The following is a 24,387-nucleotide window of genomic DNA, read 5'->3' as shown; positions in this document are numbered from 1 at the left end:
ACCTCATCAAACTCTTCAGGCGCATATCACTGCGGATTGGCACGGGTGCTGGAAAGCAACGATTTCAGGTTGGCAGCCTTGGGCTTGACCAGCCAGAAACGGCGCAAGTAGTCATCGAGGTTTTCGGCGAGTTCACGACCCCACTCGCTGTCGGTTTCCGCGACGTACTCGTTCAGCACGTTCTGCAGGTGGCTGCGATAGGCTTCCATCGCCTCGCCGCTGATCCGCTGGATTTCCACCAGTTCGTGGTTGACCCGGTCAACAAAGGAGTTGTCCTGGTCGAGCACGTAGGCGAAACCGCCGGTCATGCCAGAGCCGAAGTTGTAACCGGTCTTGCCCAATACGCAGACGAAACCACCGGTCATGTACTCGCAGCAGTGATCGCCAGTGCCTTCCACGACGGTGTGGGCACCGGAGTTACGCACGGCGAAACGCTCGCCCGCGGTGCCGGCGGCGAACAGCTTGCCGCCGGTGGCGCCGTACAGGCAGGTGTTGCCGATGATGGCACTGTCCTGTGTCCGGTAGACGCTGCCCTTCGGAGGAACGATCACCAGCTTGCCGCCGGTCATGCCCTTGCCGACGTAGTCGTTGGCGTCACCTTCCAGGTACATGTTCAGGCCGCCGGCGTTCCACACGCCGAAACTCTGCCCGGCCGTGCCTTTGAAACGGAACGTGATCGGTGCGTTGGCCATGCCCTGGTTGCCGTGCTTGCGCGCGATTTCGCCGGAGATCCGTGCGCCGATGGAACGGTCGCAGTTGCAGATTTCCAGGGCGAACTCGGCGCCGCTCAGGTCATTGATCGCCGAGGTGGCCATAGTGACCATTTTCTCGGCCAGCAGGCCCTTGTCGAACGGCGGGTTGCGCTCCACGCCACAGAACTGCGGTTTGTCCGCCGGCACGTGGTCGCTGCCCAGCAACGGGGTCAGGTCCAGGTGATGTTGCTTGGCGGTCTGGCCTTCGAGGACTTCCAGCAGATCGGTACGGCCGATCAGCTCTTCGAGGGAGCGCACGCCCAGCTTGGCCAGCCACTCACGGGTCTCGGTGGCGACGTAGGTGAAGAAATTCACCACCATGTCGACGGTACCGATGTAGTGATCCTTGCGCAGCTTCTCGTTCTGGGTCGCGACGCCGGTGGCGCAGTTGTTCAGGTGGCAGATGCGCAGGTATTTGCAGCCCAGGGCAATCATTGGCGCGGTGCCGAAGCCGAAGCTTTCAGCGCCGAGGATCGCCGCCTTGATTACGTCGAGGCCGGTTTTCAGGCCGCCGTCGGTCTGTACCCGGACCTTGCCGCGCAGGTCGTTGCCGCGCAGGGTCTGGTGGGTTTCGGCCAGGCCCAGCTCCCACGGAGCGCCCGCGTATTTGATCGAGGTCAGCGGCGATGCACCGGTGCCGCCGTCGTAGCCGGAGATGGTGATCAAGTCCGCGTAGGCCTTGGCCACACCGGCAGCGATGGTGCCGACGCCCGCTTCCGCTACCAGCTTCACCGAGACCAGCGCCTGCGGGTTGACCTGTTTCAGGTCGAAAATCAGCTGCGACAAGTCTTCGATCGAGTAGATGTCGTGGTGCGGCGGTGGCGAAATCAGGGTGACGCCCGGTACTGCATAACGCAGCTTGGCGATCAGACCGTTGACCTTGCCGCCCGGCAGCTGACCACCTTCGCCAGGCTTGGCGCCTTGGGCGACCTTGATCTGTAGCACTTCAGCGTTGACCAGGTATTCCGGGGTTACACCGAAACGGCCGGTCGCCACTTGCTTGATTTTCGAGCTCTTGATGGTGCCGTAGCGCGCCGGGTCTTCGCCGCCTTCGCCGGAGTTGGAACGCGCACCGAGGCGGTTCATGGCTTCGGCCAGGGCTTCGTGAGCTTCCGGCGACAGGGCGCCCAGCGAGATGCCGGCGGAGTCGAAGCGCTTGAGCACCGATTCCAGCGGCTCGATTTCGCTCATATCCAATGGAGTATCGAGTGTTTTGACTTTCAGCAGGTCGCGGATCATCGACACAGGGCGGTTGTCCACCAGCGACGTGTATTCCTTGAACTTGCTGTAGTCGCCCTGCTGCACAGCGGCCTGCAGTGTGTTGACCACGTCCGGGTTGTACGCGTGATATTCGCCACCGTGGACGAACTTCAGCAGGCCACCTTGCTGGATCGGCTTGCGCGGACTCCAGGCTTCAGTGGCCAAGGCTTTCTGCTCGGCTTCGATGTCGACGAAACGCGCACCCTTGATACGGCTCGGCACGCCACGGAAGCTCAGGTTGCAGACTTCCTCGGACAGGCCGATGGCTTCGAACAACTGCGCACCACGGTACGAAGTGATGGTCGAGATGCCCATCTTCGACAGGATCTTGAGCAAGCCTTTGGTGATGCCTTTACGGTAGTTCTTGAACACCTCGTAGAGGTCGCCCAGGACTTCACCGGTACGGATCAGGTCACCCAGCACTTCATAGGCCAGGAACGGGTAAACGGCAGAGGCGCCGAAACCGATCAACACGGCGAAGTGATGCGGATCGCGAGCGGTCGCGGTTTCCACCAGGATGTTGGAGTCGCAACGCAGGCCTTTTTCGGTCAGGCGGTGGTGCACCGCGCCAGTAGCCAGGGACGCGTGGATCGGCAGCTTGCCCGGGGCAATGTGACGGTCACTCAGCACGACCTGAGTACGGCCCGAGCGTACGGCTTCTTCAGCCTGATCGGCAACGTTGCGGATCGCAGCTTCCAGGCCGACGCTTTCGTCGTAGTTCAGATCGATGATCGCGCGCTCGAAGCCCGGACGATCGAGGTTCATCAGCGAGCGCCACTTGGCCGGGGAAATGACCGGCGAGCTGAGGATCACGCGCGAAGCGTGTTCCGGCGACTCCTGGAAAATGTTGCGCTCGGCACCGAGGCAGATTTCCAGCGACATGACGATGGCTTCACGCAGCGGGTCGATCGGCGGGTTGGTCACCTGGGCGAACTGCTGGCGGAAATAGTCGTACGGCGTGCGCACACGCTGGGACAGCACGGCCATCGGCGTATCGTCGCCCATCGAGCCCACGGCTTCGTAGCCCTGTTCGCCCAGTGGACGCAGCACCTGGTCGCGCTCTTCGAACGTGACCTGGTACATCTTCATGTATTGCTTGAGCTGATCGACGTCGTAGAACGCCGAACCGTGGTCGTTGTCTTCCATGGTCGCCTGAATGCGCAGGGCATTCTTGCGCAGCCATTGCTTGTACGGATGACGGGACTTCAGGCGGTTGTCGATCGCATCGGTGTCGAGGATCTGACCGGTTTCGGTGTCCACGGCAAAGATCTGGCCCGGGCCCACACGGCCCTTGGCGATCACGTCTTCAGGCTGGTAGTTCCAGACACCGATTTCCGAGGCCAGGGTGATGAAACCGTTCTTGGTGGTGACCCAACGCGCCGGACGCAGACCGTTACGGTCGAGCAGGCACACCGCGTAGCGACCGTCGGTCATTACCACGCCGGCCGGGCCGTCCCACGGTTCCATGTGCATCGAGTTGTATTCGTAGAACGCACGCAGGTCCGGGTCCATGGTCTCGACGTTCTGCCACGCAGGCGGAATGATCATCCGCACGCCACGGAACAGGTCGATGCCACCGGTGACCATCAGCTCGAGCATGTTGTCCATGCTCGAGGAGTCGGAACCGACGCGGTTGACCAGCGGGCCGAGCTCTTCCAGGTCCATCAGATCGTTGGTGAACTTGGTGCGACGGGCCACGGCCCAGTTGCGGTTGCCGGTGATGGTGTTGATCTCGCCGTTGTGCGCCAGGAAGCGGAACGGTTGGGCCAGCGGCCATTTCGGCAGGGTGTTGGTGGAGAAGCGCTGGTGGAACACGCAAATCGAAGTTTGCAGGCGCTCATCGCTCAGGTCTGGATAGAAGGCGGTCAAGTCCGCCGGCATCATCAGGCCTTTGTAAATGATGGTCTTGTGCGAAAAGCTGCAGACGTAGTGGTCGGTGTCAGCGGCGTTGGCCACGGACGAGCGACGACGGGAGGTGAACAGCTTGACGGCCATGTCCTGATCGCTCAGGCCTTCACCGCCGATGAACACTTGCTCGATCTGCGGCAGGCGCTCAAGGGCCAGGCGGCCGAGAACGCTGGTGTCGATCGGCACTTTGCGCCAGCCGACCAGTTGCAGGCCAGCGGCCAGGATCTCGCGGTTCATGTTCTCGCGAGCGGCTTCGGCTTTGACCGGGTCCTGGTTGAAGAAGACCATGCCCACGGCGTATTGCTTGGGCATTTCGACGCCGAAGGTTTCCTGGGCGATGGCTCGCAGGAACACGTCCGGCTTTTGAATCAGCAGACCGCAACCGTCACCGGTCTTGCCGTCGGCATTAATCCCACCGCGGTGGGTCATGCAGGTCAGGGCCTCGATGGCCGTTTGCAAAAGGGTATGACTGGGCTCGCCCTGCATATGGGCTATCAGGCCGAAACCGCAGTTATCCTTGAATTCATCTGGTTGGTACAGACCTGCTTTCATAGACACTTTCTCACCAGGCTGCCTCTGATCGAGGCAAATTTCTTTTCAATTCAACCACTTGCCATCCACGCCGAACGCACGCCAGCTTTGCGGGGGCAAAAGGGAGGTCATTGTACACACCGACACTTAGCCTCACAAATTTGACGACGAAATGTCGCAAATCTATGTCGCATTTGTGAAAGGTTTAAAGCGATCTGCTGTGCTAGTCAAAACTTTTTTTAATTTTGACCGCAACGACTCAAAGACTACTGTGACGCAGACACCACAAGGCACGCAGTCTGTAGAGACGGCGCGCACTTGTAGAAATTTTGAGGTGCTTGGAGAGGCGGCCTGGGTAAGGCCGCCGAATCTTCAGCGAGTTGTTGCCAGTTCCTGTTGGACGCTGGCGACAGTGCGAGGCCAAGGTTTACCAGCCTGAACCTTCGCTGGCAAGGCCTTGATGGCAGAAACGGCTGCATCACGATTGGCGAAGTTGCCGTAGGTGATCACGTAAAGCGGCTTGCCGTTGAGGACTTTCTTGAAGTAACGGTACTCGCCGCCCTGCTCCTTGACGAAGTTTTGTGCGGACGCTTCGGAGCTGGTGCCGAGGATCTGCACCACGTAGTTGCCCGGTGCTTGCCCTGCGTACCAGGTGCCGCCAGCCGCCTTGGCCACCGGGGCTGGTTTCTCTGCAGGCTTGGCCGCAGCAGCAACGGCTGGCTTGGCCGGTGCTGGAGCAGGTTTAGCCACTGGAGCAGGCGCTGGCTTGGCACTGGCGACCTGAGTCGGCGCAGGGATAGGCTTGGCGGCTGGCGTCGGCGCAGGACCGGCAGGAACACCCACAGGCGGCGCGGTTGTGGTGACGGTCGGCGGCGTAGCGCTGGAACCTTCGACCGGCACGCCATCGTCGCCTTCGGTGATGCCGCCTGCGGCTTCAGCCAGCGGACCTCGCATGACTGGCTGCGAATTGCCGACCAACGGCAATGGCATCGGCTGCGTGTTGCCGGCGAATTCGACGGCTGGAGCACCGCCACTATTCGCTGTTGGCTGGCCCTGACCAAGCGGCAGTTGCGCCTGTTCGTTGGCCGGTGTACCCGTGGTCGGTGCCTTGTTGCGACCCGGCATCAACCAGGCGGCAGCTACCGCGACCACGACCACGGCGGAAATCGCCAATACGTGTTTCTTCGGCATATTGAACCCCATTTTTGGACGCTTGACCGCTGAGCGGCTGGCGATCATGGCTTCGATCATTGCATCGCGGGCGACCTGATTGATGCTGCCAGGCCAACCTTCGGAGCTTTCGTGAATATCAGAGATCTGATCTGCGGTGAAAAGTTCGATACCGCGACCAGCGCCTTCAAGCCGCTGCTCCAGATATTCGCGAGTTTCTTCTTCGGTGTAGGGCTGTAGTTCGATGACGTGGAAACGCTCTTCCTCGAGATGCAAAGCCTCAAGCTGAGCAATCAGCGAGGTTTCACCGAACAGGAACACATGCGGGCGGCCTTCAGGCGCGCCGGCAGCGAGGATCATCAGCGCCTCAAGGGCGGACTCGTCCAGTTGTTCGGCGTCATCGACCAGCAGATAGACTTCCTGCCCGGTCAGTGCAAGCTGCACCACCTGGGCCAGAATAGCGTCGGCATCAGCCTGGGCAACGTTCAGCGCCTGGGCCACCTGACGCAACACTCCGGCCGCATCGCCGGCGCCACGGGCGGACACCACCAGACTTTGTACCGATTGCTTGTTGGTACTGGCGACCAGGGCCTGGCGCAACAGGGTCTTGCCACTGCCCTCAGGACCGGTGACCACCAGCAGTAACTGGCTGTAACGCGCCAGGTGATGCAGTTGTCCCAGCACGGGTTTGCGCTGGGCCGGGAAAAACTTGAAGCCAGGCACCCGAGGAGCAAAAGGGTCATGACTCAACTGGTAATGGCCGAGGAAAGCCTCGTCGGCATGCAAACTAGTCATTGTGTTCTTATTAACCTTTAAGCTGGGCCAGGGCGCGGTAGTCTGCCCCCAGCGTGGCCTGTAGAACCTCTTTCGGATAATCGTCGGTCACCACCGCTTCACCCATGTGGCGCAGTAGCACCAGGCGCAAACGACCGTCGATCACTTTTTTATCAATGGACATGTGTTCGAGGAAATCGGCTTCTGTCATCTCTTCTGGCGGTATGACCGGCAGCCCCGCACGCTGGAACAGGCGAATGCCGCGATCGCGCTCTTGCTCGCTGATCCAGCCCAGTCGCGCGGACATTTCCAGCGCCATTACGGTGCCAGCAGCCACTGCTTCACCATGAAGCCATACACCATAGCCCATGTGGGTTTCGATGGCGTGGCCAAAAGTGTGGCCCAGGTTCAACGTGGCACGAACGCCCGTCTCCTTCTCATCGGCACCGACCACCGCTGCCTTGGCCGCGCAGGAGCGCTCGATGGCATAAGTCAGGGCTTGTTGATCCAGATTGCGCAGACGGTCGACGTTGTCTTCGAGCCAGGTCAGGAACGGCTCATCGCAGATCAGCCCGTACTTGATGACTTCGGCCAACCCGGCGGACAGCTCGCGCGCCGGCAGGGTATTGAGGCTGGCGGTATCGATCAGCACCACGTTCGGCTGATAGAAGGCGCCGACCATGTTCTTGCCCAGCGGATGGTTGATCCCGGTCTTGCCGCCCACCGAAGAGTCGACTTGCGACAACAGTGTGGTCGGAACCTGAATGAAATCGACGCCGCGCTGGTAGCAGGCGGCGGCAAAGCCGGCCATGTCACCGATCACACCGCCACCGAGGGCGATCACTGTGGTGCGGCGGTCATGCCGGGCGGTCAGCAGGCCGTCGAAAATCAGTTGCAGGGTTTCCCAGGTCTTGAAGGCCTCGCCGTCGGGCAGCACCACGGAAATCACCGAGAACTGCGCCAGGCTGCGGGTCAGACGCTCGAGATAGAGCGGCGCAACAGTCTCGTTGGAGATGATCGCTACTTGCCGTCCGCGAATGTGCGGGGCCAGCAGCTCAGGCTGATCCAATAAACCTTCGCCAATATGAATCGGGTAGCTGCGCTCGCCTAGATCGACCTTGAGTGTCTGCATGTGTCCCCACAGTGAAGATGAATCAGGCATCCTGCCCTGAGTTTACGGATATCCACGGCCTCTGCTGGTGTGACGCCGTTCGCAAGCCATCCGCCACAACCTTGAGCGGTCATGGCGCGACGTCGAGGATAGCGCATTTCGCGCGGCGCTTTAACGGGGTGGCAACTGCTGCAAGCGCTCTAGAATGTCGAGTACGACCATTCGTGGCGGTCGCTCATCGGTTTCGACCACCAGGTCGGCAATTTCCCGATAAAGCGGATCGCGGATCGCCAACAGATCCCGAAGGGTCTTGGCCGGATCGGCAGTACGCAATAATGGCCGATTGCGGTCGCGGGCCGTGCGGCCGACCTGCTGTTCGACAGACGCATGCAGATAAACCACCCGCCCACCGGCATGCAGTGCCCGGCGATTGGCTTCGCGCATGACCGCGCCCCCGCCTGTCGCCAGCACCACACCGTCGTAATCGCACAGCTCGGCAATCATTGCCTGCTCGCGATCGCGAAAGCCCGGTTCGCCTTCTTTATCGAAGATCCAAGGGATATTGGCGCCCGTGCGCAATTCAATTTCCTTATCGGAATCTTTGAATGGCAGGCGCAGCTCTTTGGCCAGCAACCGGCCGATGGTGCTTTTTCCAGCACCCATCGGTCCAACAAGAATCAAATTTCGCACAGAATCAATGACTCACAGCAATCGCCTGGTTATTCATGATACGCGGAGTGAGGAATACCAACAGCTCGGATTTTTTCTCCGAAACCACATCACGCCGGAAAAGGCGGCCAAGATACGGCACATCGCCAAGAAATGGCACCTTATCTACGACCTTGCTCTGAGTATTTGAGAAAACACCGCCAATGACGATGGTCTCGCCATCGTTGACCAGGACCTTGGCGTTGACTTCGTTTTTCTTGATGGGCGGCACATCCTGGACCTTGTTCAGGAAGTCCGGTTCGTCCTTGGTCACCTTGACCTCCATGATGATCCGGTTGTCGGGCGTGATCTGCGGCGTCACCTCCAGCGACAGCGAAGCCTCCTTGAACGACACCGAAGTCGCGCCACTGGAACTGGCTTCCTGATAGGGAATCTCGGTGCCTTTGAGGATTTTGGCGGTTTCCTTGTCTGACGTGACCACCTTGGGTTGCGAGACGATTTCCCCGTTGCCGGTTTTCTCCATGGCTGTCAGTTCCAGGTCCAGCAGGACGTTATCGGTGATGAACGCGATGCCGATTCCCGAGGTGTTATTGACCGCGCCCATGTCGACGAACGGTGAATTGGTGCTGGTACTGCCGGGCGTGCCAATGGTTGACGACCCATTGACCCCGTTACTGACACCGGAGGTGTTCCAGTTGCCCTTGTTCTGTATCGAACCGCCCCAGCGCACCCCGAGACTTTTGTCATAGTCGACGTTGGCTTCGACAATGCGCGCCTCGATCATGACTTGACGCACAGGGATATCCAGTTGCGTGACAATCCTGCGCAACTCATCAAGCCGGTCCTGGGTCTGGTAGGCAATGATGTTGTTGGTGCGCTCATCGACGGTGATAGACCCCCGTTCGTCGGATTTCGCTTCGGCACTGGTCACCGACTGGAAGAGCTTGGCGATGTCCGCCGCCTTGGCGTAGTTGACCTGCAACAGCTCCCGACGCAATGGCGCCAGATCGGCAATCTGCTTCTGTGATTCCAGCTCCTGGCGCTCACGAGCAGCAATTTCATCGGCCGGCGCAACAAGCAGGACATTGCCGACCTTGCGCTTATCCAGCCCCTTGGTTTTCAGCACCAGATCCAGCGCCTGGTCCCACGGCACGTTCTGCAAGCGCAAAGTGATGCCACCCTGCACCGTGTCGCTGGCCACCAGATTGAGGTTGGTGAAATCAGCGATCAGTTGCAGCACCGAACGTACATCGATGTCCTGGAAATTCAGCGAAAGCTTCTCGCCGCTGTAGGCGTGTTGCCCGGCATTGCGCTTTTGCGGGTCGTCGACCGTCGCCGGGCGAACGCTGACCGTGAGCTTGCTGTCGGTCTGATAGGTCGAGTAATCGAACCTGCCACCGGGCTCAATGCTGATGGTGGCTCGATCGCCGCTGGCGCTGGCATTGACGAACTGCACTGGCGTGGCGAAATCCTTCACATCCAGACGCACGCGCAACGGCTCGGGCAATCGGGTTTTGGCAAATCCGACGATGATCTTGCCCTCGCGCTCTTGTATGTCGGGCGCCATCGATGGATCCGACAAGTCGATCACCACGTTGCCTTCACCCTGGGTTCCCCGCTGGAAATCCACACCGCGGATGGCCTTGCCTGCCGGCGCAGCGGCTCGTGCCGGAACTGGCATTGCTGCTGTAGCCGCCGGCCTGGATGTCGACGGCTTGACACCCTGCCCGACAACTACCAGCAAATTGTTGCCTTCAATTCGCGAGTCGTACGGGGCCGGCTGAGTCAGGTTGATGATCAATCGTGTACGGTCACGGGCTTCCACTACCGTTGCACTACGGGCATTTCCACTGCCGAGATCGCGAGTCTTGCTGGCCAGCTGACTGGCGACACCCGGCAAATCCAGGGCAATCCGGGCCGGCGATTCCGTCGTGTAGCCGTGGGGCACCGGGGGTGGCTCATCGAACGTCAACTTCAACTCGACACGGTCTCCCGGCAGCGTAGCGACATCCAGCGTCTTGAGATTGGCCGCTTGTACCATCGGCGACAACAGCGCTATCCATAGCGAAAGGCCGAAGGTTGAGAAAATCCGGTTCATTATTCGAGTTCCACTATGAGTGCTCTTTCAAAGGGATGGTCCGGGGACGCTCCAGCCACGCGCCCTGACCATCAGGGACAATTTCAACCACTTCGACTTGCGAGCCATTGATTGCAACGATCCGTCCGTCGTTACGCCCCAGGTAATCGCCGACTTTCATCCGATGGACCCCACCCGCCCCTCGCAGCAAGGCATAAGAGCCCGTTACATTGGAAAGGGTGCCGACCATCTCAAACTGCTCGATGTTGAAACCTTCGAGGTATTGCTTGACCCGACCAGGGTCGGGTTTGACGTTACGTGAACCCCGCCGCTGAGCCGCCAGATCAGTGCTGATCTGCGGCGAAAACGGGCTGCGCAGATTCGCCGCGTTGTAGGTGAATGTCGGGTAAGACCGGAATACCGGCGCTGGCTCAATCCTGCCCGGCCCACGCAGGCGCATTTCGTTCATGTACGCGTCCAGATCGTTGTAGTCATCGCCTGCGCCACAACCGGACAGGGCAGACAGCACCACCACTACCGAAAAACACTGCGCCGGTCTCATTGATGCTGTCCCTTGTCGTTGTAGCGGTAGGTCTTGGCGAGGATGCTCAAGCGCAGTTTCGGACCACCCTGGGGGCTGAGGGGGGCAAGGTCGAAATCGTGCAAGGTGACGATTCGCGGCAATCCGGCCACACCACTGACGAAGGTGGCCAGGTCGTGGTAATCCCCGGTGACCGTGATCTGGATCGGCAGTTCGATGTAGAACGGCTGGGCGACCTCCGGCAGCAGCTTGATCTCTTCGAACTCCAGGCCACTGCCGAGGCCCGTACGCGTGATGTCTTCCAGCAAGCCGGGCACTTCGGTGTCGCCGGGCAGTTGCCGCAACAGCACGCCGAAGGCGTTCTCCATCTCCTTCAACTGCCGGGTGTAGAGATCCAGATTCGCCGCCATGCGGGCTTTGTCGGCGAACTGCTCCTTGAGTGTCGACTCTTCCTCGCGCTTGAGATCGAGCTGGCTCACAAGGTCGCGGGTGGAAAAGTTATAGCCAAAGGCCAGCACCAGAAGCACGAGCAAACCAACCACCAGAAACTTGATCGGCGGCGGCCAGGAACCCATGTTGCTGGTATCCAGCTCATTGATGTCGATCTTGCGCAGCCCTTCGAACCATTCGGATGGACTCATTTGCCCCCCTCCGGTGCTGCGGGTTGAGTCTGGCGAACGGTCAACTGGAAGACGTTGGCCGGCTCCACCTGGCCGGCAGCTGTGGCCTTGACTTCGGTCAGGCTCGGCGCATCGAACCAGTCTGATGCCTCAAGGTTGCGCATCAATTCTGAAACACGGTTGTTGGATTGCGCAGCGCCGGTGATGGACAAGGTCTTTGCGGTCATTTTCACTTCGGTGAAATACACGCCGTCAGGCAGTGCTCGCGCCAACTGGTCAAATATTCGCCCGCTGATTTGGCGATTGCCCTGCAGGTCCTGGATGATGCGCATGCGCTCGACCAGTTGCTGACGGCGCGCCTTGAGATCATTGATCTGTTTGATCCGCTCATCGACCACGGCGACTTGCTTGCCGATGTAGTCGTTACGGGCGACTTGCCGGTCGATGGCACCGCTGATGGCCTGGTTCGCGACCAGTACCGCGCCCATCGTGCCCACCATCACGGCCACCAGGACCAGCAGGAAGCGCTTGCGGCGGGCTTCACGCCGCTCCTCGCGCCAAGGTAAAAGGTTGATCCGTGCCATCAGTCGAAGCTCCTGAGGGCCAGACCACAGGCGATCATCAACGCCGGGGCATCACTCGCCAGAGCAGCACCATTGACCTTGCTGCCCAGAGTCATTTCGCAAAAAGGATTCGCAACCTGGGTCGGCGTGCCCAATTGCTGCTCGATCAAACGGTCCAGCCCCGGGATCGACGCGGTACCGCCGACCAACAGGACATGGTCGACGACGCTGTACTGGCCTGAGGCGAAGAAGAATTGCAACGAGCGCGACACCTGCTGCACCAGCGCCTCTCGAAATGGTTGCAAGACCTCACCGGCATAGTCATCCGGCAGACCGCCCTTCTTTTGCGCCAGCCCCGCCTGCTCCAGCGTCAAGCCATAGCGACGCTGGATTTCCTCGGTCAGTTGCCGACCGCCGAACAGTTGTTCGCGGGTGTAGATAATCCGCCCGTTGCGCAGCACGCTCAGGGTGGTCATGGTGGCGCCGATGTCCACCACTGCGACCGTCGAAGACTCCCCGGAAACCGCGAGACGGCTGGCCAGCAATTCGAATGAACGCTCCAGCGCGTAGGCCTCGACCTCGACCACGCGGGCGGTCAGCCCCGCCAGGGTCAGGGCTGCCTCGCGGACTTCGACGTTTTCCTTGCGGCAAGCGGCTAGCAACACGTTGACGCGATCCGGATTGCGCACGGAGGTGCCCTGGACTTCAAAGTCGATCGCGACTTCGTCCAGCGGATAAGGAATGTACTGATCAGCCTCGATCTTCAGCTGGCTTTCCATCTCGTCCTCGGAAAGACCTGCATCCATCTCGATGGTCTTGGTGATCACCGCCGAGCCTGCCACGGCCACGGCCACGTTCTTGAGGCCGGTTCTGGCCCTGATCAGCACGCGCGTGAGGGCCAACCCCACGCTTTCGAGTTCAGCGATGTTCTTTTCGATCACTGCGCCGACCGGCAATGGCTCGACCGCATAGGCTTCGACCCGGTAGCGCTCGCCCTGACGGCTCAACTCCAGAAGTTTCACCGCGGTGGAGCTGATGTCGATTCCCAAGAGCGTATTGGATTTTTTGTTGAAGAGTCCTGGCACTACCAATTCCCTATGACTTTCCGTGAGTTACGGACTCTGCAATATCCATTGCGTTCAATCCACCCGTCTTGACAGCAGCGTCAACCACGCTCCCGGTCAGAAAAATGCTTATAATGCCCAGCGTTTTTTTCCGCATTTGCTCAAGCGCGGGTCGTTCTCATTTAGCCTGAACCCTGTTGCCCAATTCATTTTTGCCCTGGATATCCAAAAGCCTTGATTCGTCTGCTGAAGTTTTTCGGTTGGTCCATCGTCGCGGTTTTCTGCGGACTCCTTCTGGGTCTGAGCGGGGCGTACCTCTACCTTAGTCCCGGGCTGCCGTCCGTGGAGGCGCTGAGAAGCATCCAGTTGCAGATCCCTTTGCGGGTCTACAGCAGCGATAACAAGTTGATCGCAGAATTTGGCGAAATGCGCCGCACGCCGATCCGTTTCGCCGACATTCCCCCCAATTTCATCAATGCGTTACTAAGTGCTGAAGACGACAATTTCGCCAACCACTACGGCGTCGATCCGAGCAGCCTGATGCGTGCCGCGACCCAGTTGGTCAAAAGCGGACACATCCAGTCCGGCGGCAGCACGATCACCATGCAGGTGGCGAAGAACTTCTTCCTGAGCAGCGAACGCAGCTTTTCGCGCAAGACCACCGAGATCCTGCTGGCCCTGCAGATCGAACGGCAGCTGACCAAGGACGAGATCCTCGAGCTGTACGTCAACAAAATCTATCTGGGTAACCGTGCCTATGGCATCGAGGCGGCGGCGCAGGTCTATTACGGCAAATCGATCCGCGATGTCAGCCTGGCGCAGATGGCGATGATCGCCGGTCTGCCCAAGGCGCCGTCGCGCTTCAACCCGCTGGCCAACCCGGCGCGCAGCAAGGAGCGTCGCGACTGGATCCTGGGGCGCATGTACAAGCTCGGAAAAATCAGCGAGGCCGACTACACCACTGCGGTCAACGAGCCGCTGAACGCCAGCTATCACGTGCCGACTCCAGAAGTGAATGCCCCGTACATCGCCGAAATGGCCCGTGCCGAAATGGTTGGGCGTTATGGCAGCGACGCGTATACCGAAGGCTTCCGCGTCACCACCACGGTGCCGAGCAACCTCCAGGAGCTGGCCAACACCGCGGTCCACGAAGGCCTGATGACCTACGATCAGCGCCACGGCTATCGCGGACCCGAGTCGCGGCTGCCGGGCAAGACTCGCGAAGCCTGGGCCACCGAGCTGACCAAACAACGCACCATCAGCGGCCTGGAACCGGCCATCGTGACCCTGGTCGACAAGAACGGCCTGCAAGTGCTGACCCGCACCGGCCAGGAACACGTGAGCTGGGACACCATGAAATGGGCCCGCCCGTTCCTCAATACCAACAGCATGGGCGCCAATCCGAAGCAGCCTTCGGACGTGGCTCAAGTGGGCGATCTGATTCGCGTGCAGCGTCAGCCGGACAATTCGTTGAAATTCAGCCAGATCCCTCAGGCCCAGGGCGCGCTGGTGTCCCTGGACCCGCAGAACGGCGCCATTCGTTCGCTGGTCGGCGGTTTCGCCTTCGAACAGAGCAACTACAATCGCGCATTGCAGGCCAAGCGCCAGCCGGGTTCGAGCTTCAAGCCGTTCGTCTACGCCGCCGCACTGGATAGCGGCTACACCGCCTCCAGCCTGGTGAACGACGCACCGATCGTGTTCGTCGACGAGTACCTGGACAAGGTCTGGCGCCCGAAGAACGACACCAATACCTTCCTCGGCCCGATTCGCCTGCGCGAAGCGCTGTACAAGTCGCGCAACCTGGTGTCGATCCGCTTGCTGCAAGCGATGGGCGTAGGCAAGACCATCGATTACATCACTCGCTTCGGCTTCAACAAACAGGACCTGCCACCCAACCTTTCCCTGGCGCTGGGCACCGCGACCCTGACGCCTATGGAAATCGCCACCGGCTGGAGCGCCTTCGCCAACGGCGGCTACAAGATCACCCCGTACATCATCGACAAGATCGAAAGCCGCAACGGCGACACACTGTTCGTCGCCAACCCACCAAGCGTGCCTCAGGGCGGTGCTGCCAGCGATGGCATTGCCGCGCCAACCGCCCCTCAAGCCTTCACAGTCAACGCAACGGTGAGCGAAGCCCCAGGCACTACGTCGACGCCACAAGCACCCGCCGTGGCTGAACGCATCATTGACGGGCGCACCACGTACATCCTCAACAGCATGCTTGAGGACGTGATCAAGCTCGGCACCGGTCGCCGCGCACTGGCCCTGGGCCGCCCGGACATTGCCGGCAAGACCGGCACGACCAACGAATCCAAGGACGCCTGGTTCTCCGGTTACAACGCCGATTACGTGACGACCGTGTGGACCGGTTTCGATCAACCGGAAAGCCTGGGCCGCAAGGAATTCGGCGGCACCGTCGCGCTGCCGATCTGGATGAACTACATGGGCCCCGCGCTCAAAGGCAAACCGCCGCATACGCAGCCGGAGCCGGAAGGCATACTCAGCCTGCGAGTCGATCCGGTCAGCGGCCGCGCGGCCAGCCCGGGCACCCCGGGGGCCTACTTCGAGCTGTTCAAGGTCGAAGATACGCCACCGTCGGGGAACGAACTGGGCAACGGCCTGGCACCTGGCAGCCCGCTGCCAGCGGATGAAGCGGCGCCGATCGATTTGTTCTGATAGCGGCAATTTGAAAAGCCCCGCCCTTGAAAGAAGTGCGGGGTTTTTTATTGCGCATCGATTTTTGTGTCGCCTGACCCGGCCTCTTCGCTGGCAAGCCAGCTCCTACAGGTACACGCAGTTCTTGTAGGAGCTGGCTTGCCAGCGAAGAGGCACCCACAGCCAATGCAAAACCTTCAGGCACAAAAAAGCCCCGACTCTCACAAGCCGGGGCTTTTCGTTGAAGCGCTACAACGGCTTAGCCGTTGAACACGTCATCCACGCTTTTCAGCGGGTAGTTCTTCGGATACGGCAGGGTCGCCACACCGGTCTCGATCGCGGCTTTGGCCACGGCATCGGAGATCAGGGTGATCAGGCGGGCATCCATTGGCTTCGGAATGATGTACTCACGACCGAATTCCAGCTTGATGCCGCCGTAGGCGTCGCACACTTCCTGAGGCACCGGCAACTTGGCCAGTTCGCGCAGGGCGTTGGCCGCAGCCACTTTCATTTCTTCGTTGATGCGCTTGGCGCGAACGTCCAGGGCACCACGGAAGATGAACGGGAAGCCCAGTACGTTGTTGACCTGGTTCGGGTAGTCGGAACGACCGGTAGCCATGATCACGTCGTTACGAGTGGCGTGCGCCAGTTCCGGGGAGATTTCCGGATCAGGGTTGGAGCAGGCGAACACGATCGGGTTAGGCGCCATCGACAGCAGGCCTTCAGCGCTCAGCAGGTTCGGACCGGACAGGCCTACAAACACGTCAGCGCCTTGCAGGGCGTCAGCCAGGGTGCGCTTGTCGGTCGCGTGAGCGAACACAGCCTTGTACTGGTTCAGGTCGTCACGGCCGGAGTGGATCACGCCGGTACGGTCGACCATGTAGATGTTTTCGATGTTGGCGCCCATGCTCACCAGCAATTTCATGCAGGAGATGGCGGCAGCGCCGGCGCCCAGGCAGACGATCTTGGCATCAGCCAGGGTTTTGCCAGCGATTTCCAGGGCGTTGATCATGCCAGCGGCGGTCACGATAGCGGTGCCGTGCTGGTCATCGTGGAATACCGGAATATCGCACTGCTCGATCAGAGCGCGTTCGATTTCAAAGCACTCTGGTGCCTTGATGTCTTCCAGGTTGATGCCACCGAAGGTGATGGAGATGCGCTTGACGGTGTCGATGAAGGCTTGCGGGCTTTCGGAGTCGACTTCGATGTCGAAAACGTCGATGCCGGCGAAGCGCTTGAACAGTACGCCTTTACCTTCCATCACTGGCTTGGAAGCCAATGGGCCGAGGTTACCCAGGCCGAGAATCGCGGTGCCATCGGAAATGACTGCAACCAGGTTGCCTTTGCCGGTGTACTTGTAGGCCAGTTCAGGATCGCGGGCGATCTCGCGGACTGGTTCGGCTACGCCCGGGCTGTAGGCCAGCGACAGGTCGCGAGCGGTAGCAGTGGCCTTGGTGAGCTCGACACTCAGCTTCCCTGGACGAGGATTGGCGTGATATTCGAGAGCGGCAGTTTTCAGATCAGACATTTTGGCATTCCGCTTTTACTGTTGGACAGACTGGTCAGCGAGGATACGCGCCTCGCAAAGTCCCCACAAGACTGACCGGTCACCCCTGTCAAGCGCCCGGCCCTACGACTTTGGACCAAGAGCCACGGAACACAAGGGATAGACTGTTCACAATCGACAGAAAAAATGTCTACAATTTTTTATCACTGTGCCGCTTGAAGCATCGCCGGATCGGTCAAGGGCAACATCCAGCGCGCCTGGCCATCCTTGAGACCGCCTTTGCGCGAGCGATCCAGCACCCAGCCGCGCGCCTCGACCTGCTTGCCCTTGAGGCTTTCCAGCGAAATCACATCGAAACGCGCCAACAGATTGGGTGCAACGCGTAATACAACAGAATCCTGTAACTCGATCCAAACCCCGCCGCGATTGCGCTGCACCTTGCTCACACGACCGCTGAGCACGGCAAAACCGGAAGTGCTGATCTGCTCCGCTTTCAGTACAGGCGACTGGCGCCACACACCGAGCCCGGCCTGTCGAGCGTTGCGCTCTGCGGCTTGCTGACAGGCGACCAGATCGACATTCGGTGCCACGGCCACCAGAAAACCCAGGCCCTCGGCGAGCATCTGCGCTTCGAGGTTGGTGCCATCGGCACCGTAGACATGGGCCAGGGTGCGGCCATAATGGTCCTTGCTTTCTTTGCCAGGCACCAACCCAACCCGCCCGTCACTCGCCGCCACCAGGGCTTCGAGGCGTTTGCGCGCGGCCACGGCGAACGGTTCGTCGGAACGGCCTTTTTTGCCCAGCTCCGGCGTGTTCAAGCCGATCATGCGCACGCTGCGGCCATCGCTCAGGCGCAGGGTGTCGCCGTCCACTACCCGCTGCACCGCGACGGGCGTCAGGCCGCTTGGCGCCGGGCAAAAGGCCTGGGCGCCAGACAGCCAAATCGCGGACATAAAAAAGGCGCCCGCCAGGGACGCCTTCTTCATCAGCATGGAAAAACCGTAGCGGCTTCCCAAGTTGATCGGCCTTAGGCCTTTTTCGCGCCGAAAGCACCGAAACGGTCGGCGAACTTCTGTACGCGACCACCGGTGTCCAGAGTCTTCTGCTTACCGGTGTAGAACGGGTGGCATTCGTTGCAAACGTCGATCGCCAGGGCTTTGCCGAAGGTCGAACGGGTTTCGAACTTGTTGCCGCAGCTGCAGGTAACAGCAACTGCCGGGTATTCTGGATGGATATCAGCTTTCATGGTGTCTTCCTCAGGCTAGCGTGCCGCCACCCAACACTATTGTTGAATACCGCACGTAATTAGGCCGCGGATTCTACCAGACAATCCTGATCACGCAAGCTGTCCCTGAAACCAGTCGTCTGCTAGGCTCCCGGCCCAATACGCGATCCCCTGTAGGAGTGAGCCTGCTCGCGATAGCGGTCTGCCAGTCGCCACTATGTTGACTGCAAGATTGCTATCGCGAGCAGGCTCACTCCTACAGGTTATATGTCACGCCCCCTATTGTTTGTTGATCGAGACCCCCCCGCGTGCCCAACGCCATTCTGCGCCTCGCCCTGCCTTCGCCGCTGCGCCGCCTGTTCGACTACCGCGCTCCGGCCGGCGTCCTGCGCGCCCAGTTGCACCCTGGCATGCGCCTGCGGGTACCGTTCGGCCGGCGCGAGATGATCGGGATTCTGGTGGAAGTCACCGACACCAGCGAAGTGCCGGCCGAGAAACTCAAGCCGGCCCTGGCACTGCTCGACGCTACGCCACCACTACCGCCCGCGTTGTTCAAGCTGTGCTTGTGGACCTCCCAGTATTACCAGCACAGCCTCGGCGACACCTTGAGCTGGGCGCTGCCGGTGTTGCTGCGCCAGGGTGAGCTGGCCGAAACGCGCCAGGAACGTTTCTGGTCCGCCGCGCCGGGCGCCAGCCTCGATGATCCGCGCATCGCCCGCGCCCCGCGCCAGCGCGAAGCTCTGGCCACGCTGGCCCAGCATCCCCACGGCGTCGCTCATCAGTTGCTGAGCAAGCTGATGCTGAGCAAGGACAGCCTGGATTTGCTGCTGACCAAGGAGCTGGTGCAGGTCGAGATCCGCCGCCACGCCCCGGGCGTACGCCACGAACACTGGCTGGCGCAACCGGAACTGCCGCTGAACCCGGAGCAACGCGCCGCCTATGAGGCGATTCGCGCCGGCTTCGACAGTTATCACGCGTTCCTGCTGGCCGGCGTCACCGGCAGCGGCAAGACCGAAGTCTATTTACAGTTGATTCGCGAAACCCTGGAGGCCGGCAAGCAAGCACTGGTGCTGATCCCGGAAATCAACCTGGGCCCGCAGACCCTGGCGCGCTTCGAACAGCGTTTCAATGCCCGTATCGCGCTGATCCATTCGGCGGTCAATGACCGTGAACGCCTCGAGGCCTGGCTGGCCGCCCGGGACGGTGAGGCCGACATTATTATCGGCACCCGCTCGGCCCTGTTCACGCCGATGAAGAACCCCGGCCTGATCATCATCGACGAAGAACACGACGGTTCCTATAAACAGCAGGAAGGCTTGCGCTACCACGCCCGTGATCTGGCATTGGTGCGGGCTCGCCAGGAAAACATCCCGATTGTCCTCGGCTCCGCCACCCCTTCGCTGGAAAGCCTGCACAATGCCTACACCGGCCGCTACGGGCTGCTGCGCTTGAACGAGCGAGCCGGCGGCGCCAAACAGCCGCGCTTCCTGCGTCTGGATGTCAAAAGCCGCCCGCTGGACAGTGGTATTTCCGGGCCGATGCAACAAGCCATCGGCCAGACCCTGGCCGCCGGGCAGCAGGTACTGGTGTTCCTCAACCGCCGCGGCTTCGCCCCGACCCTGCTGTGCCATGACTGCGGCTGGATGTCCGAATGCCAGCGTTGCGATGCGCGGATGACCGTGCATCAGCGTCACGGCGAATTGCGCTGCCACCATTGCGGCTACGTCGAACGCGTGCCGCGCCAGTGCCCGAAGTGCAACAAGGTCGATCTGCGCCCCGTGGGCGCCGGCACCGAACGGGCCGAGGAGCGCCTGGCGATTCTGTTCCCGGACTATCCGGTGCTGCGGGTCGACCGCGACAGCACATCGCGCAAGGACGCGATGAACCAGTTGTTCGCAACCATTCAAAAAGGTCAGCCATGCATTTTGATCGGCACGCAAATGCTTGCCAAAGGCCACCACTTTCCACGGGTGACACTGGTGTCGATCCTTGACGCCGACGGTGGCCTGTTCTCCGGCGACTTCCGCGCCAGCGAGCGCATGGCTCAGCTGATCGTCCAGGTCGCCGGCCGCGCAGGTCGCGCCGAAGAGCCGGGCAAAGTGATTATCCAGACGCACCTGGCCGACCATCCGCTGCTGGTGCAATTGACCGAGCAAGGCTATTTCGCCTTTGCCGAACAGGCCTTGAGCGAGCGCCGTGCGGCCGGATTGCCGCCGTTTGCGCACTTGGCGTTACTGAGAGCCGAGGCGCACAAACCGGGTCAGGCCGAAGGCTTCCTGGATGAAGCCTGCAGCGAGGCCGAACGTTTGCTGGCCGAACAGGGTCTGACCGGCATTGAATTGCTGGGACCGGTGCCGGCGCCAATGGAGCGACGGGCCGGGCGTTATCGTGCGCAGCTGTTGTTGCAGGCTACGGCCCGGGCGCCGTTGCATCGATTGCTGGCCAGTTGGCTGTTGGTGCTGGAGCAGATGCCGAGCGGGCGGGCGGTGCGTTGGTCTTTGGATGTTGATCCTGTGGATTTGTATTAAACGCTCAAAAGATCGCAGCCTTCGGCAGCTCCTACAGAAACGCGCAATCCGTGCAGGAGTTGCCGAAGGCTGCGATCTTTGCCTCTTTTGTCACCACACATCCATATCCTGCCTGCTAAGGTTGGCAAGCCCGTCTTCGCAACGGATAATGCCCAGTTTTTCCACCAGCGCATGATGCGCCGCCGCGCCTGCGGTCGAAAGAGAAGACCATGAAAGACACCATTCGCCAGCTGATCCAACAAGCCATCACCCAACTCGTCAACGAAGGTGTGTTGCCTGAAGGCCTGTCGCCGGCGATCCAGGTGGAAAACTCCCGCGACAAGAAGAACGGCGACTTCGCCAGCAACATCGCCATGATGCTGGCCAAGCCGGCCGGTATGAAGCCCCGCGATCTGGCCGAGAAAATCATCGCCGCGCTGCCGGCTGACGAAAATGTCGCCAAGACCGAAATCGCAGGTCCAGGCTTCCTGAACTTCTTCCAGAACACCGACGCCCTGGCGACCCGCCTGGACGCTGCCCTGGCCGACGCCCACATCGGCGTGCGCAAGGCCGGCCCGGTGCAGCGCACCGTGGTCGACCTGTCGGCACCGAACCTGGCCAAAGAGATGCACGTCGGCCACCTGCGCTCGACCATCATCGGCGACGGCGTGGCCCGCGTGCTGGAATTCCTCGGCGACACCGTGATCCGTCAGAACCACGTCGGCGACTGGGGCACCCAGTTCGGCATGCTGATGGCGTATCTGCAGGAAAACCCGATCACCAGCGACGAACTGTCGGACCTGGAAAACTTCTACCGCGCCGCCAAGCAACGCTTCGACGAATCCGCAGAGTTCGCCGACCGCGCCCGTGGCCTGGTGGTCAAGTTGCAGGCCGGCGATGCTGACTGCCTGGCGTTGTGGACCAAGTTCAAGGACATCTCGCTGTCCCACTGCCAGAAGATCTACGAACTGCTTAACGTCAAACTGACCATGGCCGACGTAATGGGCGAAAGCGCCTACAACGACGACCTGATCAACGTGGTCAATGATTTGAAGGCGGCAGGCATGCTGGTCGAGAGCAACGGCGCCCAGTGCGTGTTCCTCGACGAGTTCAAGAACGCCGATGGCGACCCTCTGCCGGTGATCATCGTCAAGGCTGACGGCGGCTACCTCTACGCCACCACCGACCTGGCGGCCGTGCGCTACCGCAGCGGCAAGCTCAAGGCCGATCGTGCGCTGTACTTCGTCGACCAGCGTCAGGCCCTGCACTTCCAGCAAGTGTTCGCCGTGGCGCACAAGGCCGGTTTCGTGACCCATCCGATGGAAATGGAACACATGGGCTTCGGCACCATGAACGGCGCTGACGGCCGTCCGTTCAAGACCCGTGATGGCGGCACCGTGAAGCTGATCGACCTGCTGACCGAAGCCCAGGAACGCGCCTACACCCTGGTCAAGGACAAGAACCCTACACTTGCCGAAGCCGAGTTGCGCAACATCGCCAAGGTCGTGGGCATCGGCGCAGTGAAATACGCCGACCTGTCCAAGCACCGCACCAGTGACTACAGCTTCAACTTCGACCTGATGCTCAACTTCGAAGGCAACACCGCGCCGTACCTGCTGTACGCCTACACCCGTGTGGCCGGCGTGTTCCGCAAACTCGGCAAGGACTTCAGCGAAGTCGACGGCCAGATCGTTCTGGAAGCGGCGCACGAACACGAACTGGCGGCGAAACTCGCGCAATTCGGTGAAATTCTGAACAACGTGTCCGAAAAAGGCACCCCGCACATCCTCTGCACCTATCTGTACGACGTCGCCGGCCTGTTCTCCAGCTTCTACGAGAACTGCCCGATCCTCGCCGCCGATACCCCGACACAAATGCAGAGCCGCCTGCGCCTCGCCGCGCTGACCGGACGCACCCTCAAGCAAGGCCTGGAACTCTTGGGCCTGGAAACTCTGGAGCGTATGTAAGTTGGCTGCCAAGAAAAAACCTGCACCCAAGCGTGGTGCCAGCCGTTACCAGGCTCCTGCAAAGCAACCGATCCCGGGTTGGTTGTGGATGGCCATCGGCCTGACGGTCGGCGCCTTCATCGTATTTCTGATGAAGCTGGAACCGGGCAAGGGCAGCGACACGGTCAAGCGTGAAAAGGTCGAACAACAGCAACAGCAGAAAGCCAGCAAGATCGCCGAGGCCAACAAGACCCCGCCGAGCCCGACGCAGCCGGTGAAGCCGAAGTACGACTTCTACACCTTGCTGCCGGAATCGGAAGTCATCGTGCCGCCGGATGCCGTGCCGGAAAAAACCCTGCCGACGCCGCAAGTGCCGGTCATCCCGACAACGCCGGTCACCCCGGCCGAAGCGGCGAAGATCGATACGGCCCGCGCCCAGGCAGCTTTGGCCGGGATTACTCCGCCACCTGCGCCACCGGTCAAGGCTGCGCCTGTGACGAAGTTTTTCCTGCAGGCTGGCTCGTTCCGCAAAGAGACTGATGCGGACAAGGTGCGGGCGCAGATCATTCTGCTGGGCCAGGCCGTGGCGGTTGAGTCCGGCACGGTGAAGGACGAAACCTGGTATCGGGTTCTGGTCGGTCCGTTCAGCAACCGCGAACAACTGACCACTGCGCAGAAACAACTGGCCGGTGCCGGTTTCAGCAATTTGTTGTTACAACAACGCCAGAGCCGCTGATCCCGTCAGGGCCACTTCGTCATCGTTCTTCGCTGGCAAGCCAGCTCCTACAGAATATTCGACAAACCCTGTAGGAGCTGGCTTGCCAGCGAATGCGCCTGAAAGGGCACTATATCCAGAACTCGATTCACACCATTCGTCCCTCGTCTCGCCCCACAGTTGAAATCCACTCCAGCACCCCCATATGAATGGGCATAAGGCATTTTCGCCCCGCAGCGTGGAGACTCTTCCCTTGACCACCATCGTTTCAGTTCGCCGCCACGGCAAAGTCGTCATGGGCGGCGACGGCCAGGTTTCCCTTGGTAATACCGTGATGAAAGGCAACGCGAAAAAAGTTCGCCGCCTGTACCACGGCCAGGTCATCGCCGGTTTTGCCGGTGCCACCGCTGACGCCTTTACCCTCTTCGAACGCTTCGAAGGCCAGCTTGAAAAACACCAGGGCCACCTGGTGCGCGCCGCCGTCGAACTCGCCAAGGAATGGCGCACCGACCGCTCCCTGAGCCGCCTCGAAGCCATGCTCGCGGTCGCCAACAAAGACGCCTCCCTGATCATCACCGGCAACGGCGATGTAGTTGAACCCGAAGAAGGCCTGATCGCCATGGGTTCCGGCGGCGGTTACGCCCAGGCCGCTGCCAGTGCGCTGCTGAAGAAAACCGATCTGTCGGCCCGGGAAATCGTCGAAACCGCCCTCGGCATCGCCGCCGACATCTGCGTATTCACCAATCACACCCAGACCATTGAGGAGCAGGACTGCGCCGAGTAAGCCCG

Annotated in this window: 17 protein-coding genes; 5 read left to right on the top strand and 12 right to left on the bottom strand. The window is 60.7% G+C overall.

Annotated elements, in window-relative coordinates:
- Positions 1 to 26 precede the first annotated feature (26 nt).
- From gltB to AC1D19_RS16680, 9 genes are all read right to left on the bottom strand, one after another.
- Entirely contained in the window at positions 27 to 4,472 is a 4,446-nt protein-coding gene (gltB, locus tag AC1D19_RS16720) for a glutamate synthase large subunit (RefSeq protein ID WP_477763827.1), read from the bottom strand.
- 351 nt (positions 4,473 to 4,823) lie between these two features.
- Positions 4,824 to 6,416 (bottom strand): AAA family ATPase, encoded by a 1,593-nt coding sequence (locus AC1D19_RS16715; RefSeq protein ID WP_477763826.1) that lies wholly within the window; start codon positions 6,414 to 6,416, stop codon positions 4,824 to 4,826.
- Between the two features lie 10 nt (positions 6,417 to 6,426).
- On the bottom strand, positions 6,427 to 7,527 hold the full coding sequence (gene aroB, locus AC1D19_RS16710; protein ID WP_007975598.1) for a 3-dehydroquinate synthase: 1,101 nt from the start codon (positions 7,525 to 7,527) through the stop codon (positions 6,427 to 6,429).
- A 150-nt stretch (positions 7,528 to 7,677) separates the two neighbouring features.
- The gene (gene aroK / locus AC1D19_RS16705; protein WP_015093141.1) at positions 7,678 to 8,196 is read right to left on the bottom strand and encodes a shikimate kinase AroK; all 519 of its coding nucleotides are present in this window, start codon (positions 8,194 to 8,196) and stop codon (positions 7,678 to 7,680) included.
- A gap of 4 nt (positions 8,197 to 8,200) precedes the next feature.
- Positions 8,201 to 10,273, bottom strand: a complete 2,073-nt coding sequence (locus tag AC1D19_RS16700; protein WP_477763825.1) for a type IV pilus secretin PilQ — start codon at positions 10,271 to 10,273, stop codon at positions 8,201 to 8,203.
- Between the two features lie 13 nt (positions 10,274 to 10,286).
- Positions 10,287 to 10,814, bottom strand: coding sequence for a pilus assembly protein PilP (locus AC1D19_RS16695; protein ID WP_477752173.1), 528 nt, complete (start codon positions 10,812 to 10,814; stop codon positions 10,287 to 10,289).
- Entirely contained in the window at positions 10,811 to 11,434 is a 624-nt protein-coding gene (locus tag AC1D19_RS16690) for a type IV pilus inner membrane component PilO (protein ID WP_477763824.1), read from the bottom strand. The genes AC1D19_RS16695 and AC1D19_RS16690 overlap by 4 nt, the downstream gene beginning before the upstream one ends.
- A complete protein-coding gene (locus AC1D19_RS16685) occupies positions 11,431 to 11,997 on the bottom strand; it encodes a PilN domain-containing protein (protein ID WP_477752175.1) in 567 nt (188 codons plus the stop codon). The genes AC1D19_RS16690 and AC1D19_RS16685 overlap by 4 nt, the downstream gene beginning before the upstream one ends.
- Positions 11,997 to 13,061 carry a pilus assembly protein PilM gene (locus AC1D19_RS16680; protein ID WP_477752176.1) on the bottom strand — a complete coding sequence of 355 codons (1,065 nt, stop codon included), beginning with the start codon at positions 13,059 to 13,061 and terminating at the stop codon, positions 11,997 to 11,999. The genes AC1D19_RS16685 and AC1D19_RS16680 overlap by 1 nt, the downstream gene beginning before the upstream one ends.
- 216 nt (positions 13,062 to 13,277) lie before the next feature.
- On the opposite strand from AC1D19_RS16680, the gene AC1D19_RS16675 reads away from it, so the two are divergent.
- The gene (locus tag AC1D19_RS16675; RefSeq protein WP_477763836.1) at positions 13,278 to 15,719 is read left to right on the top strand and encodes a penicillin-binding protein 1A; all 2,442 of its coding nucleotides are present in this window, start codon (positions 13,278 to 13,280) and stop codon (positions 15,717 to 15,719) included.
- A gap of 238 nt (positions 15,720 to 15,957) precedes the next feature.
- Here the strand turns inward: AC1D19_RS16675 and AC1D19_RS16670 are convergent, their stop codons facing one another.
- From AC1D19_RS16670 to rpmE, 3 genes are all read right to left on the bottom strand, one after another.
- Complete coding sequence (locus AC1D19_RS16670; protein ID WP_053153375.1) at positions 15,958 to 17,226, bottom strand: malic enzyme-like NAD(P)-binding protein; 1,269 nt, start codon at positions 17,224 to 17,226, stop codon at positions 15,958 to 15,960.
- A gap of 182 nt (positions 17,227 to 17,408) precedes the next feature.
- Positions 17,409 to 18,197 carry a thermonuclease family protein gene (locus AC1D19_RS16665; protein ID WP_477763823.1) on the bottom strand — a complete coding sequence of 263 codons (789 nt, stop codon included), beginning with the start codon at positions 18,195 to 18,197 and terminating at the stop codon, positions 17,409 to 17,411.
- A 35-nt stretch (positions 18,198 to 18,232) separates the two neighbouring features.
- Positions 18,233 to 18,451 (bottom strand): 50S ribosomal protein L31, encoded by a 219-nt coding sequence (rpmE, locus tag AC1D19_RS16660; protein ID WP_007975586.1) that lies wholly within the window; start codon positions 18,449 to 18,451, stop codon positions 18,233 to 18,235.
- Positions 18,452 to 18,738: 287 nt separating this feature from the next.
- Here rpmE and AC1D19_RS16655 point away from each other — a divergent pair, with 287 nt between their 5' ends.
- From AC1D19_RS16655 to hslV, 4 genes are all read left to right on the top strand, one after another.
- Positions 18,739 to 20,958 carry a primosomal protein N' gene (locus tag AC1D19_RS16655; protein WP_477752178.1) on the top strand — a complete coding sequence of 740 codons (2,220 nt, stop codon included), beginning with the start codon at positions 18,739 to 18,741 and terminating at the stop codon, positions 20,956 to 20,958.
- Positions 20,959 to 21,167: 209 nt separating this feature from the next.
- A complete protein-coding gene (gene argS, locus AC1D19_RS16650) occupies positions 21,168 to 22,904 on the top strand; it encodes an arginine--tRNA ligase (RefSeq protein ID WP_477763822.1) in 1,737 nt (578 codons plus the stop codon).
- Between the two features lies 1 nt (position 22,905).
- Entirely contained in the window at positions 22,906 to 23,619 is a 714-nt protein-coding gene (locus AC1D19_RS16645; protein WP_218429685.1) for an SPOR domain-containing protein, read from the top strand.
- Positions 23,620 to 23,851: 232 nt separating this feature from the next.
- Positions 23,852 to 24,382: an ATP-dependent protease subunit HslV gene (gene hslV / locus AC1D19_RS16640; RefSeq protein WP_046031180.1), complete on the top strand. Its 531-nt coding sequence runs from the start codon at positions 23,852 to 23,854 to the stop codon at positions 24,380 to 24,382.
- Positions 24,383 to 24,387: the final 5 nt, after the last annotated feature.

The sequence above is a fragment of the Pseudomonas sp. P1_C12 genome, assembly GCF_056406435.1.
This window is presented reverse-complemented; position numbering and strand designations above follow the sequence as displayed.

Coding starts and splice junctions, on each gene's coding strand:
- gltB (WP_477763827.1), bottom strand. CDS start 4,472: ATGAAAGCAGGTCTGTACCAACCAGATGAATTCAAGGATAACTGCGGT.
- AC1D19_RS16715 (WP_477763826.1), bottom strand. CDS start 6,416: ATGACTAGTTTGCATGCCGACGAGGCTTTCCTCGGCCATTACCAGTTG.
- aroB (WP_007975598.1), bottom strand. CDS start 7,527: ATGCAGACACTCAAGGTCGATCTAGGCGAGCGCAGCTACCCGATTCAT.
- AC1D19_RS16700 (WP_477763825.1), bottom strand. CDS start 10,273: ATGAACCGGATTTTCTCAACCTTCGGCCTTTCGCTATGGATAGCGCTG.
- AC1D19_RS16695 (WP_477752173.1), bottom strand. CDS start 10,814: ATGAGACCGGCGCAGTGTTTTTCGGTAGTGGTGGTGCTGTCTGCCCTG.
- AC1D19_RS16690 (WP_477763824.1), bottom strand. CDS start 11,434: ATGAGTCCATCCGAATGGTTCGAAGGGCTGCGCAAGATCGACATCAAT.
- AC1D19_RS16685 (WP_477752175.1), bottom strand. CDS start 11,997: ATGGCACGGATCAACCTTTTACCTTGGCGCGAGGAGCGGCGTGAAGCC.
- AC1D19_RS16670 (WP_053153375.1), bottom strand. CDS start 17,226: ATGTCTGATCTGAAAACTGCCGCTCTCGAATATCACGCCAATCCTCGT.
- AC1D19_RS16665 (WP_477763823.1), bottom strand. CDS start 18,197: ATGCTGATGAAGAAGGCGTCCCTGGCGGGCGCCTTTTTTATGTCCGCG.
- rpmE (WP_007975586.1), bottom strand. CDS start 18,451: ATGAAAGCTGATATCCATCCAGAATACCCGGCAGTTGCTGTTACCTGC.
- argS (WP_477763822.1), top strand. CDS start 21,168: ATGAAAGACACCATTCGCCAGCTGATCCAACAAGCCATCACCCAACTC.